Annotated in this window: 13 protein-coding genes; 8 read left to right on the forward strand and 5 right to left on the reverse strand. The window is 69.5% G+C overall.

Annotation, left to right across the window (positions count from 1 at the left end):
• A partial coding sequence (locus BN13_RS19630; RefSeq protein WP_048546769.1) for a cell wall-binding repeat-containing protein occupies positions 1-666 on the forward strand: 666 nt, incomplete at its 5' end.
• A gap of 27 nt (positions 667-693) precedes the next feature.
• Here BN13_RS19630 and BN13_RS10835 read toward each other — a convergent pair.
• On the reverse strand, positions 694-897 hold the full coding sequence (locus BN13_RS10835; RefSeq protein WP_048546771.1) for a hypothetical protein: 204 nt from the start codon (positions 895-897) through the stop codon (positions 694-696).
• 39 nt (positions 898-936) lie between these two features.
• Here BN13_RS10835 and BN13_RS10840 point away from each other — a divergent pair, with 39 nt between their 5' ends.
• Entirely contained in the window at positions 937-1659 is a 723-nt protein-coding gene (locus tag BN13_RS10840; RefSeq protein WP_201329083.1) for a hypothetical protein, read from the forward strand.
• Here the strand turns inward: BN13_RS10840 and BN13_RS10845 are convergent.
• The 3 genes from BN13_RS10845 to BN13_RS10855 all read right to left on the reverse strand — a co-directional run bounded on the left by BN13_RS10845 (position 1608) and on the right by BN13_RS10855 (position 5156).
• A complete protein-coding gene (locus BN13_RS10845; protein ID WP_048546773.1) occupies positions 1608-2123 on the reverse strand; it encodes a hypothetical protein in 516 nt (171 codons plus the stop codon). The genes BN13_RS10840 and BN13_RS10845 overlap by 52 nt on opposite strands.
• 74 nt (positions 2124-2197) lie before the next feature.
• Entirely contained in the window at positions 2198-3415 is a 1218-nt protein-coding gene (locus BN13_RS10850; RefSeq protein WP_048549085.1) for a pyridoxal phosphate-dependent aminotransferase, read from the reverse strand.
• A 58-nt stretch (positions 3416-3473) separates the two neighbouring features.
• Positions 3474-5156: an acetolactate synthase gene (locus BN13_RS10855; protein WP_048546775.1), complete on the reverse strand. Its 1683-nt coding sequence runs from the start codon at positions 5154-5156 to the stop codon at positions 3474-3476.
• Between the two features lie 99 nt (positions 5157-5255).
• Here BN13_RS10855 and BN13_RS10860 point away from each other — a divergent pair, with 99 nt between their 5' ends.
• The 3 genes from BN13_RS10860 to BN13_RS10870 all read left to right on the forward strand — a co-directional run bounded on the left by BN13_RS10860 (position 5256) and on the right by BN13_RS10870 (position 9178).
• Entirely contained in the window at positions 5256-6656 is a 1401-nt protein-coding gene (locus BN13_RS10860; RefSeq protein WP_048546778.1) for a hemolysin family protein, read from the forward strand.
• Positions 6653-7678 (forward strand): CNNM domain-containing protein, encoded by a 1026-nt coding sequence (locus BN13_RS10865; protein ID WP_048546779.1) that lies wholly within the window; start codon positions 6653-6655, stop codon positions 7676-7678. The genes BN13_RS10860 and BN13_RS10865 overlap by 4 nt, the downstream gene beginning before the upstream one ends.
• A 225-nt stretch (positions 7679-7903) precedes the next feature.
• Positions 7904-9178: a pyridoxal phosphate-dependent decarboxylase family protein gene (locus BN13_RS10870; RefSeq protein WP_235434018.1), complete on the forward strand. Its 1275-nt coding sequence runs from the start codon at positions 7904-7906 to the stop codon at positions 9176-9178.
• Between the two features lie 30 nt (positions 9179-9208).
• Here BN13_RS10870 and BN13_RS10875 read toward each other — a convergent pair whose 3' ends face one another.
• Positions 9209-9391 carry a hypothetical protein gene (locus BN13_RS10875; protein ID WP_048546782.1) on the reverse strand — a complete coding sequence of 61 codons (183 nt, stop codon included), beginning with the start codon at positions 9389-9391 and terminating at the stop codon, positions 9209-9211.
• A gap of 127 nt (positions 9392-9518) precedes the next feature.
• Between BN13_RS10875 and BN13_RS10880 the strand changes: the two genes are divergently transcribed.
• The 3 genes from BN13_RS10880 (at position 9519) to pstS (ending at position 12485) form a co-directional block, all read left to right on the forward strand.
• The gene (locus BN13_RS10880) at positions 9519-10142 is read left to right on the forward strand and encodes a DUF47 domain-containing protein (RefSeq protein WP_048546784.1); all 624 of its coding nucleotides are present in this window, start codon (positions 9519-9521) and stop codon (positions 10140-10142) included.
• A 4-nt stretch (positions 10143-10146) separates the two neighbouring features.
• Positions 10147-11178 carry an inorganic phosphate transporter gene (locus tag BN13_RS10885; protein ID WP_407667857.1) on the forward strand — a complete coding sequence of 344 codons (1032 nt, stop codon included), beginning with the start codon at positions 10147-10149 and terminating at the stop codon, positions 11176-11178.
• Positions 11179-11333: 155 nt separating this feature from the next.
• Positions 11334-12485, forward strand: a complete 1152-nt coding sequence (pstS, locus tag BN13_RS10890; protein WP_048546787.1) for a phosphate ABC transporter substrate-binding protein PstS — start codon at positions 11334-11336, stop codon at positions 12483-12485.
• Positions 12486-12546: the final 61 nt, after the last annotated feature.

The raw sequence follows: 12546 nt of genomic DNA on the forward strand, positions 1-12546 counted from the left end.
CCCGCCTCGGTCTCTCCCGAGGTTTATGCCGAACTCGCCACTCTCACAACGGGTTCCGTCTCGCGGTGGTCCGGCCCGGATCGCTACTCGGCTTCCGCAGCCATGAGTGCGGCGACCTTCGCCCCTGGCCCAAACCGGGTGTTCGTCGCCTCTGGCTTGACCTTCCCGGACGCGCTGTCCGGGGCGCCCGCCGCCGGCGCGCAAGGTGGCCCCGTCCTGCTCACCCGTCCCGACTGGCTCCCGAGCACCATCGGCACCGAACTTCAGCGCCTGCGCGCCAATGAAGTCGTCGTCCTGGGCGGATCCGCCACCGTCGGCACGGGTGTCGAAGGCCAACTTGGCACCTATGCCGGGGCAGTCACCCGCTGGTCGGGCTCGGATCGCTTTGCCACCTCGGCCGCCATCTCCAAGGCGGCCTTCCCCAACGGAGCGGATGCGGTCTTCATTTCCTCCGGCCGCGTCTTCCCCGACGCCTTGTCGGCCGCACCGATCGCGGGGATGAAGAAAGCGCCGCTTCTGCTGCTCGACACCAACTCGATCCCGGCCGTCATCGACGCGGAGCTTCGCCGCCTCAATCCCAACTCGATCACCGTCGTCGGCGGTCGCGCGACCGTGACCGACGAGGTCTTCGGGGTGTTGTCCGACTACCTGCGCTCCGCCGACTAGCCCTCGACTAATCCCGACCCGCCAGCGCTACTCCGACCCCCACGTGCCGTCGGCGGCGTCGCGCGCGGTGGCGAGGGCCTCGGCATACCGCTCCCGAAGGCGGTTGTGGACCTGCCCCGGGGTGTATGCCCGCACCGCTCGCTCCCGGCGCGCGACCGCGACTCCGGTTGCCGCGACGCCCACGACGGCGCTGACGCCCAAGAGCTTGCGCACGCGATTGCGGGACAGCATGGCGACACCTTAGGCGACCGGCTGCGGCAGACTCCTCCCATGCCCGACGCACCCGCCACCATCCCGCTCGAGGAGGGGATCGCGATGGCGCGCACCGGCGACATCTGGACGTTCCGGGGTCGATCCGTCGTCAACAAGGTCATGCATGCGGCCACAAACAGCCCGGTCAATCACGTCGGGATGGCGCTGGTTCTCGACGACCTCCCACCCCTGTTGTGGCACGCCGAACTCGGCCGCTCCAGCCTCGATCTCTGGTCGGCGACTCATCACCGGGGGGCGCAGGTCCACGACTTGCGCGAGTCTGTATGCCGCTGGCAGGAGAAGTACGCCCAGCGCGCCTTCCTGCGCCAACTCCATCCGACGGTCACGCGCCCGCTGGAGGATCGCGCGCTGCTCTCGATCGAGCGGTTGGACGGGGTCGCCTTCCCCTCGACGGTGCGGCTCGCGGGGAAGTGGCTGCGGGGTCGCGATGGCTACCTTTCGCCCCGCGAAATCACGCGGGGAAGGGGGCGGCCCAGCGCGGCATACTGCGCCGAGATCGTGGGAACCACGTTGCAGGACATAGGAATCCTGCGGATCGACGCGCCGTCGAATTGGTTCGATCCGGGGCGGTTCTGGAGCGGCGACACCCTGCCGCTGGCCGACGGGTGGAGCTATGGCACCGAGATCGAGGTCGCCCGGGCTGTATCAGGTGGGACCAGGTGGGAGCGTCAGGACGACGGCGACGCTGACGGGGTCCCGGACTGCTCGAAGACCGAATAGAACTTCGCAGCCTGCCCGGCGGAGTAGGGCGCGGTCTCGCCGCACAGCAATACCTCACCCGAGCGCGACGCCAGCAGCACCTGGCCGGAGTCCAACTTCGCGGCGGCCAGCGCCTGCTCGAGGTCGACCGGGGTCGTGGAGGTGACCCGGACCAGGTCGGCGGGACCGCCACGGAACCAGTGCTGCGCAGTGAAATTCGCGACGCCCGCACTGTTGAACTGGAACGTCCCCAGCACCGCCGTCGTCGCGCGGTTGAGCCGGGCGCCGGTCAACTCCGGGCAGTCGTCCGGGGTCTGCGCCGACACCGGCGCGATGCGCATGGTCACCGCGGTCACCGGGGGAGCCTCGCGGCTCATCGCGGCGCGCACCGACGGCACCAGCAGCGCCAGGATCGCCAAAGCGGCCGCGATCAGGGCGATCAGCAGCAGCGATACGGAATTGTGGCGCGGGGCGGAGGAGGACATATCGGTGGGCGAGTCTAGTTGACCGACCCGCACGCCTCACCCAGCCGGATGCCTTGGCAGTCCCGGATGCCGCGTCAGCGGCGGCGGGCCTCCAGGAAGCCGGCGATCCGGTCAATGGCGTCGGTCAGGTCCTCGACGCTCGGCAGGATCACAAGCCGGAAGTGATCGGGCGCCGGCCAGTTGAAGCCCGAGCCGTGGGTGATCAGGATCTTCTTGGCCCGCAGCAGGTCGATGACGAAGGCTTCGTCGTCCTCAATGCCGTACATCTCGGTGTCGATCTTGGGGAAGCAATAGAGCGCGCCCTTCGGCTCCACGCAGGTGATTCCGGGGATCGTGTTGAGCAGCTTGTATGCCGTGTCCCGCTGCTCCAGCAGCCGCCCCCCAGGCAGGATCAGCTCGTTGATGGACTGGTAGCCGCCGAGAGCTGTCTGGATGGCGTGCTGCGCCGGGACGTTGGCGCACATGCGCATATTGGAGAGCAGGGTCAGGCCCTCCAGGAAGTCCGCCGCGCGCTCGCGCGGCCCCGTCACCACGACCCAGCCGCTGCGGAAGCCGGCCACGCGATAGGCCTTCGACAACCCGCTGAAGGTCAGGCATACGACGTCATCGCCCGCGGCGAGCGCCGCGTGATGGTGGGTCGCACCGTCATACAAAATCTTTTCGTAGATCTCGTCGGCGAGCAGCACGAGTTCGTGGCGGCGCGCGATGTCGGCGAGGGCCGCGACCATCTCCTTCGAATAGACCGCGCCCGTCGGGTTGTTGGGGTTGATGATCACCAGCGCCTTGGTGGCCGGGGTGACCTTGGCCTCGATGTCGGCCAGGTCGGGCATCCAGCCGTTGTCCTCGTCGCAGAGGTAGTGCACCGGCGACCCGCCGGCCAGCGACACCGCCCCGGTCCAGAGCGGGTAATCCGGCGCGGGCACGAGAATCTCGTCGCCATTGTCGACGAGGGCCTGCAGCACCATCGTGATCATCTCGGACACGCCATTGCCGATGAAGACGTCCTCAACCGTCACATCCCGTATGCCTTCGGACTGATAGAAGTTCATGACTGCGGTCCGCGCCGAGTAGATGCCGCGGGAGTCGCTATAGCCCTGCGCCTGCGGCAGGTTGTGAATCATGTCCTGCAGGATCGCCTCGGGCGCCTCGAACCCGAAGGGCGCCGGGTTGCCGATGTTGAGTTTGAGGATGCGGTGGCCCTCGGCCTCCAGTCGCTGAGCCTCCACGAGAATGGGTCCCCGGACGTCATAACGGACGTTTTGTAGCTTGGTCGACTGGCGGATCTGGCGCATTTCCCGATTCTCACCGACCGGGTCGGTTCGACGCGATTCCATTTTGGTTGACGGCGCGTCAGATGCCGCTCGTCGAGCGTGGATAGGCGGCGTCAGTGTCGGTGATCACATTGACCAGATAGGGCACGCCAGCGGCGAACGCGCGATCCAGCGCAGCCCCGAGATGCTCGGGTCGCTCGACCGTCTCCCCGGCCCCGCCGAGCGCCCGGGCAATCGCGTCGTATGCCGTGCGCTCGCCCAGGTCGGCCAGCGCGTCGTAGCCGTAGAGGGCTCGCATCGGATGCTTCTCCAGCCCCCACGCGGAGTTGTTGCCGACGACGATGACAGCCGGCAGCTGGTGCCGGACGAGGGTGTCGAGGTCCATCAGAGACATCCCGGCGGCACCGTCGCCGAGCAGGAGGACGATCTGGCTGTCCGGCCGGGCAGTGCGCGCGCCGATCGCCGCGCCGAGGCCCGCGCCCAGGCAGCCAAAGGGTCCGGGATCGAGCCAGCACCCCGGCCGGGCAGGCTCGACGAGCTTGCCCGCCCACGAGACGAAGTCGCCGCCGTCGCCGATGACGACCGCGTCGTCGGCGAGTCGGGGGGCGAGCTCGCCATAGACGCGGGCCGGGTTAATCCGGTCGCCCCCGGCGCGCATCAACTCCGCATCCCGGGCGGCTCCGGCCGCCGCCTCCCCCGCCACGCGCGTGGTCCACTCCCGCCACGATCCCGGCGTGCTCGCCTCCCGGATCGCCGCCAAGATCACCCCCAGCGAGCCGTATGCCGCGCCGGCCAGCCCCCGATGTCGGCATACCTGCTCCTGCGTGTCGGCCAGGTGCACGACCCGCGCGGTCCCGCCCGGCCCGAACGCGCCATACCCGAGGCGGAAGTCCAGGGGGGTTCCGGCCACGATGACCAGATCGGCCTTGCCGAGGGCGAGACGGCGGGCCTTGGTCGCCAGGAGCCGGTGGCCCCGCGGGACGATGCCGCGCCCCATACCGTTGGTGATGACGGGGATGTCGAGCTGCTCGGCCACGCCGAGGGCGGCCGTCTCCGCGCCGTCGGCCCACACATCGGAACCCAGGACGAGGACTGGCCGCCGCGCCTGCCGCAGCAGCCGCGCGATCTCGGCAATCGCCTCGGGATCGGGCTGCCGCGACGACTCCGCCCCAGCCCCCGACAACGACTCGGCCCCCGCCACCGACTCAGCCCCGCCCGACTGAGGCACCTCCGGATGAAAAACCAGGTCGAGCGGGATGTCGAGGAAAACCGGGCCGCGGTGCGCGGCCCCGGCCACGGCGAACGCGCCGGTCAGCGCTGCCCGTGCCAACGCCGGGTCCGTGATGGTGGCGGCCGACTTCGTCACCGACGCGAAGAGCGGCGGTTGATCGAGTTCCTGCAACGAGCCACGGCCCCAGGAGAGTTGCGCGGCCCGGCCGCCGAGGACCACTAGGGGCGCGCCGCTGAAGTGAGCCTGGGTGATCGGGCTGAGCGCATTGGTGACCCCCGGACCGGCCGTCAGCATCGCGAAACCCGGGGTGCGGGTGAGTTTTCCGACCGCCTCCGCGGCAAAGACGGCACTCGCCTCGTGCCGGACGTCGATCAGGCGCAGGGTGGGCTCGCCGCGCAAGGCCGCGTCATACAGGGGGAAGATGTGCGCGCCGGAGAGCGTGAACGCCGTTCGTGCGCCCGCATCGACCGCCGCCGCGACGAGCGGGTGGCCCGTCTGGGGTGCGCCGCGCACGAGGCCACTGGAGTCCATGGTTGGCACGCTACTCGCCAGTAGTGCCCGCGATGGCGACGGACCCCACATTCGCCACGGTCGTGGGGGTGTCACGGGCCATTTAGGGTGGACACCTCCATGGAGACCGTCTTATCGCTGCTCGCCGGCATCCTGATCGTCCTGGCCATCACGGTGGCGACGGGCTACTTCGTTGCGCAGGAGTTCGCCTATCTCGCGGTCGACCGGGCCCGGCTCACGGCCCGCGCTGCGGCCGGTGATGCGGCGGCCCAGCGGACCCTGGGCATCACCCGGCGCACCTCGTTCATGCTGTCGGGTGCCCAACTCGGCATCACCGTCACCGGCCTGCTGGTCGGCTACGTCGCCGAACCCCTGATCGGCGTCGCCCTCGCCGATGCTGCCGGCGGCGCCGGATTGAGTATGGGGATCGCCCTCGCCCTGGGCAGCGTCATCGCGCTCACCTTCTCGACCTTCGTGCAGATGCTGTTCGGGGAGTTGTTCCCGAAGAACTACGCCATCGCGCGGTCCGAGCAGGTCGCCGATCGGCTGGCCGGCTCGACCCGTCTCTATCTGGCAGTGCTCGGCCCACTGATCTGGATCTTCGACAAGTCGGCGGAACTCGTTTTGCGCGGCCTGCGCATGGAGCCGGTCCACGACGTCGAGCACTCGGCGACCGCGATCGACCTGCAGCATGTCGTGCAGGAGTCGCGCGAGCGCGGCGATATCACCCCGGAGTTGTCGGCCCTGCTTGATCGGATCATCGACTTCCCCAGCCGTGACGTCGAGCACGCGATGATGCCGCGCTCGCGGGTCGATTTCGTCCGGGTGGACGCGACGATCGGGCAGGTGCGGGCGTTGATGGCGCACGGCCATACGCGCTATCCGGTGCTCGACGCCGACGACCGCATCCGCGGCGTCGTCCACCTGCGCGACATCCTCGGTGCCGGCCCGAACCACGCCGGACCCGACCTGGCCAGCCCGGTGGTCGACCTTGCGCGCCCGGCTCTGGTCGTTCCCGGGGCGATGCCATTGCCCGCCGCGCTGGCGCGGCTCCTCGAGACCGGGGACGAATTGGCCTGCGTCGTCGACGAATACGGCGGCTTCGCCGGCATCCTCACCCGCGAGGACCTCGCCGAGGAGGTCGTGGGGGAGTTGACTGACGAGCACGACCCGGCCGAACCGGCATACGTCCCGGTCGTTGGAGACGGGATCTGGGTGGTCGGCGGCGACGTGCACCTCGATGAGATCCACCGTGCCCTGCACATCGACCTCCCGACGGGGGATTACGAGACGATCGCGGGCCTGGTGATTGAGGCCGTCGGGGCGCTGCCCAGCGTCGGCGACGTCGTCGACATCGACCTGCCCGCCCCGGTCGAGGGGATCGAGCCCGACGAGGACGCGCCCCGCGTGCTCCGCGCCGAAGTGCTCGCCGTTGACCATTACGTGCCGAGTCGGTTGCGGCTCACCCTCCCCACGCTGCCGAACACCCTGCCAAGCGCGGATGATGAGGCCGGCCGATGAGCGGCCCCGTCGTCCTGCTCCTGACGATCGCGATCATCGCGCTGTCGGCCTTCTTCGTCGCCGTGGAGTTCGCCCTGATGGCCGCGCGCCGCCACCGGCTCGAAGAACGGGCGGCCACCTCGGCGTCGGCGCGTGCCGCGGTGCGGAGTTCGGGGGAGCTGACCCTGCTACTGGCCGGATCGCAACTCGGCATCACTGCCTGCACCCTCGCGCTCGGCGCCATCACCAAGCCCTGGGTCCACCACGCGATCACGCCGGCCCTGGAGTCACTCGGCCTGCCCCACGGCACCGCCAACGTCGTCTCCTTCGTGCTGGCCCTCTTCATCGTCACCTTCCTGCATCTCGTGATCGGCGAGATGGCGCCGAAGTCGTGGGCGATCGCGCACCCCGAATTCGCGGCGACCGCGCTCGCCCTGCCGATGCGCGCGTTCATGGTGCTGACCCGGCCGATGCTGCGCCTGCTCAACGGGGCGGCCAATGCGCTCGTCCGCCGCGCGGGTGTCGAACCCGTCGACGAAATCAGCATCGCCGGTGACCCGCAGGCGCTGCGCGCACTGGTCGAGCACTCGGCCAACGTCGGGGCGCTGGAGGCGAGCTATAGCGCCTCGATAACCCGCGCCCTCACCCTCGCCGACATCACCCTGCAGGACATGGTGGCCGCGGACGCGCACGTCACGGCCGTCTCGGGCTCGGCCACCATCGCCGATGTGCTGGAGGCGACCCGGCGCAGTGGTCACTTGCGCGTCTTGGTGCGCGACGGCGACACCGTGCGCGGAGTCGTGCACGTCCGGGACACCTTGACCGTCGCGGATGCGGAGGCCTTTGCGGTCTCCCTCGCCCGGCCTGTCATCGAACTCGACCGCGCAACCCCGCTCCACGAGGCCTTCGCCCGCATGCGCGAGGCCAGCAGCCAACTCGTCGTGGTCCGTGCCGGGTCCCGCTTGGTCGGGGTCGTGACCTTGGCGGACATCCTCCCGAGCCTGCTTCCGACCAGCCCGCACCCGGCGTCCGACCGTCCCTAGCCGGACCCACCTCAGCCGGACGATATCGAGCCCCAGCATGCTGACGGGCGTCCTCGCCGATGCCGAGCGGTTGCGAGCACGCGACCTGCCGGTGCACGGGGGCCGCACGCTCGCTTACGTCTACGACTCGGGGTTGCCGAGGCCGATGCGGCCGGTCGGGCGGCGCTCGCGGAGTTCGGCGGCACGAACGGTCTCGACCCGACCGCGTTCCCGAGCATCCTCGCCATGGAGCAGGACCTCGTGGCCTTCGCCCGCGACCTCTTGCACGGCCCGGAGACCACGGTCGGCACGGCGACCTCGGGCGGCACCGAGTCGATCCTGATGGCGGTGCTCGCCGCGCGTGACGCGAGCCCGCGCGGCTCGGTGGCCGCCGCCCGCCCCTCGATGGTGTTGCCAAGCACCGCGCACGCGGCCTTCCGCAAGGCCGCGCACTACTTCGGGGTCCGCCCGGTCGTCGTCGACGTCGATCCGGTCACCTACCGGGCCAAGCCCGGGGCCATGGCGCGCGCCATCGACGACACGACGATCCTGGTCGTCGCGTCGGCTCCCTCATACGCCCACGGCGTCATCGATCCCGTCCCGGCCATCGCGGCCGCGGCGGCGACCCGGGGCGTGCGATGCCACGTGGACGCCTGCATCGGCGGCATGATCCTGCCTTTCCTCGACGGCGTCCGCCCCTGGGACTTCGCGGTTGAGGGCGTGACCAGCGTCTCGGTCGATCTCCACAAGTACGGCTACGCGCCCAAGGGAATTTCCCTTCTCCTGCACCGCACTCCGGCGCTTCGGCGCGGCCATTACTTCGCCACGGCCGACTGGCCGGGCTACACCATGCTCAACACCACCGCCCAGTCGACCAAGTCCGGCGGGCCCGTGGCCGCCGCCTGGGCGGTCGCCCGGGTGCTCGGCCACGAGGGGTATGCCGCGCTCGCCCGCTCTGCCCGTCAAGCCTGCCTGGACATCACGAGGGGAGTGGGCGGCATACCCGGGATCGACGTCGTCGCCACCCCGGACTCCACCCTGCTCGCCCTCTCCTCGACCCGCTCCGGCGACGTCTACCTCCTGGCCGACGAACTCGCCGACCGCGGTTGGTTCGTCCAACCCCAACTTCCGTATGCCGCGTCCCCGGCCACCCTTCATCTCAGCCTGTCGGCGGCCACCGCCCCGCTCGTGCCCGAGTTCCTCAGTGCCCTCGCCGAGGCCGCGGACACAGTCTCGAGCGGCCCGCAACTCACCGTCGGCCCGGGCATCGCCGGCGTGCTTGCGGCCCTGGACCCGGCCAGCCTCACCGATGCGATGCTCGACGGTCTCCTCGCGGCATCCGGCGTGTCGGCTCCCACCGATGGATCGGGACTGGCCCTACCCCGACGAATGGCGCCGATCAATGCGCTCTTGGAGTGCGCGCGCATACCCCTGCGGGAGGCGTTGCTGCTGGCGGTTCTCGATCGACTCAACCGACCGGCAGCGGCCAGCGATCAGGAGAGCTGCCTGTTCGGCCGCTGACGCCGACACCTCGCCAGCCCGTGCCGGACGTCACCCCGTGTTGGAGCTGTTGTCGTCGATAGTGCCGTCGACGTGCGTCACGCCGAGGGCGGCATCAAGCTCCTGCTGATCCATCGGACCCTCGTGGGCCTGCAGCGCCGAGACCAGCCCTTGGACGAGACCCTTCTCAGCGCGGGTCGACTCGAAGTCGACGTCATCCGCGTCCTGTGCCATAGCGTCAGAGATTAGCGACCAGGACCCGGCCAGTCCCCGAAAGCGTGTTGCTTGAAAAGACACAATTCCGTCTGCCCGTAGCATTGGCGTCACCTGTCGTTTCGCCACCCTTTCCCCGGAGGTCGTCGTGGCCCTGCGCCTCGTGCCGCGTGACCCCGGTTTCGACGACCTTTTCAATCAGTGCGCGGCGCTGTTGGTCGAGGGTTCGCGCGAGCTGACCGCCACCCTGGCCCATGACGCCGACGAGCGCGCCAGTGCCGTCGCGAGACTTGCCGGTCTGGAGCAGTCCCTGGACGAGGCGTGCCACGAGGTCGTGCGACGGGCCGCGGCCACCTTCATCACCCCCTTCGACCGCACCGACATCCACTCGCTGGCCGGGTCGCTGGATGACTGCATGGATCTGATGGCGTCAGCTGCCGAGTTGATCGACTTGCTCGGCCCCAGCGAGATCCCCAAAGAGATCGGCCAGCAGGTCGCCCTCCTCGGCCGGATGGCCGAGCTCGTCGTCCAGGCGATGCCGTGGTTAGCCGACCTGCGCGCCCTCGCCGAGGTCGTCGTGGAGATCAACCGACTGGAGAACGCCGGCGACCGACTCCACCGCCAACTCCTCGGCCAATTGCTCGTCGATGACGCGGCGGACGTGCCGCGGATGCTTCGGCTGAAGGTCATCACGGACGAGCTGGAGCGCGCCGTCGACGCCTTCGAGGAGCTGGCGCGGACCATCGAAAGCATCGCCCTCAAGGAATCCTGAGCCCGTGCATCAGTTCGGCGTGGCTCAGTTCAGCTTGGATCAGTTCGGGGTGGATCAACTCGGCATCCTGGCGGTGGTGGCACTCGCGTTGGCCTTCACCTTCACCAACGGCTTCCACGACTCCGCCAACGCCATCGCGACCTCGGTCTCGACCCGGGCGCTGACCCCGCGGATCGCGTTGACGATGGCCGCGATCGCCAACTTCGTGGGCGCCTTCTTCGGGGCCCACCTCGCCCAGAGCGTCGGGGCTGGGATCATCGACGCGCCGACCGGGGGCCGCGGCCTGGCCATCTGTGCTGCCGCCCTCATCGGCGCCACGACCTGGAATCTGCTCACCTGGTGGCGCGGCCTGCCGTCCTCCTCCTCACACGCCCTCATCGGCGGCCTCGGCGGTGCCGCGCTCGCGGCGGGCTCGACCGTGCACTGGCAGGGGGTCTGGGACCGCGTTGTCCTGCCCATGCTGGCCTTGCCGATCATCGGCTTCGCCGGGGGGTATGCCGTGATGCTCGCCCTCCTGTGGACCTTCCGGAACGCGCATCCCGCCTCGGTGACCCGTGGCTTCCGACTGGCCCAGACCGTGTCCGCGTCCGCGATGGCCTTCGGCCACGGCATGCAGGACGCCGCCAAACCCGCCGGCGTCATCGCGCTCGCGCTGACCGTCGCGGGCCACCACGACGTTGCGGATGCGACCCCACCGTGGTGGGTGCTCGCCGTCTGCGCGCTCGTGCTGAGTGCGGGGACGTATGCCGGGGGCTGGCGGATCATGCGCACTCTTGGGCGCCGCCTGATCGACCTCGACCCGCCCCGGGGGTTCGCGGCCGAAGTCACCGCCGCCGTCCTCTTGTATGCCGCGACCGCACTCCGCGCCCCCGTCTCAACCACGCACAGCATTGCCAGCGCGATCACTGGGGTGGGCGCGACCACGCGCGCCCGGGCGATCCGCTGGGTGCTCGTGCGCGACATCGTGGGTGCCTGGGTGCTCACCTTCCCGGCGGCCGGCATCATCGCGGCCGCGGTCTCGCTCGTCCTCACCTGAACACTGTCCGGGTGGGAGTCAACGCAGCCCGGAGAATCCCTCACGCGTTCACCCGGCGTTCACGAAGGCAGCCTCAACGCGCCATACGGGCTCCCTAATTTCAGTTTCGCGAGCACCTGCTCGCATCGAAATTGGACGTGAGAGGTACTCCGACAGTGAAGAACACCCGAGGCGCTCGCTTCGCTGCCCTTGCCGCCATCGGCGGCCTCGCCCTGGCTGGCTGTGGTTCCGACAACAACACCGCTACCACCACCACGGGCACCGCCGGCTCCGCGAGCTCCAGCAGCGCCGCTGGTTCCAGCGAGTCCGCGCCGGCCACCGACTGCCCCAGCGGCACGCTCAACGCCGAAGGCTCCTCTGCTCAGAAGAACGCCTTCGAGGAGGTCGTCACCGCATACAACGAGAAGTGCGCCGACCTGACCATCAACTACAACCCGACCGGCTCCGGCACGGGGATCAAGCAGTTCAACGCGGGCCAGGTCGACTTCGCCGGCTCCGACTCGGCGCTGAAGACCGAGGAGAAGGACGGCGTCATCGAGGTCGACGCGGCGCAGAAGCGCTGCGAGTCCCCGGCCTGGAACCTCCCGATGGTGATCGGCCCGATCGCCGTGGCCTACAACCTCGACGGCGTCGACAAGTTGGTCCTCGACGCGCCGACCCTGGCCGCCATCTTCCAGGGCGAGATCACCACCTGGAATGACCCCAAGATCGCCGCCCTCAACTCGGGCGTGACGCTGCCCGACACCGCGATCAAGCCGTTCTTCCGCTCCGATGAGTCGGGCACCACCGAGAACTTCACCAAGTACCTCAAGGCCGCGGGCGGCGACGCCTGGGCCGGTGAGCCGGCCAAGTCCTGGACCGGCAAGGGTGAGGGCAAGGAGAAGTCCTCGGGCGTTGCCGACGCCGTCAAGGCCACCGCCGGCGGCATCACCTATGTGGAGCTGTCCTACGCCAAGGACAACGCCCTCGGGATGGCCCAGATCGACAACGGCTCGGGCGCGGTCGAGCTGACCAGCGACTCGATCGGCAAGTTCATCGCGACCGCCGCCGCCGACGGCGAGGGCAACGACCTGCGCCTGAAGCTCGACTACGCCACCAAAGAGGCCGGGGCCTACCCGATCGGCCTGGTGACCTACGAGATCGTCTGCTCGGTCAACAAGGACGCGGCGAAGCAGAACGAGATCAAGTCCTTCCTCACCTTCTTCGCCTCGTCCGAGGCACAGAGCCTGATCGAGGAGATCGGCTACGCCCCGCTCCCGGCCGAGGTCCAGACCAAGGTCGCCGCCGCGGTCGCGGCCCTGTCCTGATTTTCCGTATGCCGCCCGCTCACCCGAGCGGGCGGCATACCTCGAAGCACGTGCACGGGCG

Source organism: Nostocoides jenkinsii Ben 74, assembly GCF_001046875.1.
GTDB lineage: Bacteria > Actinomycetota > Actinomycetes > Actinomycetales > Dermatophilaceae > Nostocoides_A > Nostocoides_A jenkinsii.

Bases quoted from the DNA above. Each gene is read 5' to 3' on its own strand.
- BN13_RS10835 (WP_048546771.1), bottom strand. From the start codon at position 897: ATGCTGTCCCGCAATCGCGTGCGCAAGCTCTTGGGCGTCAGCGCCGTC.
- BN13_RS10840 (WP_201329083.1), top strand. From the start codon at position 937: ATGCCCGACGCACCCGCCACCATCCCGCTCGAGGAGGGGATCGCGATG.
- BN13_RS10845 (WP_048546773.1), bottom strand. From the start codon at position 2,123: ATGTCCTCCTCCGCCCCGCGCCACAATTCCGTATCGCTGCTGCTGATC.
- BN13_RS10850 (WP_048549085.1), bottom strand. From the start codon at position 3,415: ATGCGCCAGATCCGCCAGTCGACCAAGCTACAAAACGTCCGTTATGAC.
- BN13_RS10855 (WP_048546775.1), bottom strand. From the start codon at position 5,156: ATGGACTCCAGTGGCCTCGTGCGCGGCGCACCCCAGACGGGCCACCCG.
- BN13_RS10860 (WP_048546778.1), top strand. From the start codon at position 5,256: ATGGAGACCGTCTTATCGCTGCTCGCCGGCATCCTGATCGTCCTGGCC.
- BN13_RS10865 (WP_048546779.1), top strand. From the start codon at position 6,653: ATGAGCGGCCCCGTCGTCCTGCTCCTGACGATCGCGATCATCGCGCTG.
- BN13_RS10870 (WP_235434018.1), top strand. From the start codon at position 7,904: ATGGAGCAGGACCTCGTGGCCTTCGCCCGCGACCTCTTGCACGGCCCG.
- BN13_RS10875 (WP_048546782.1), bottom strand. From the start codon at position 9,391: ATGGCACAGGACGCGGATGACGTCGACTTCGAGTCGACCCGCGCTGAG.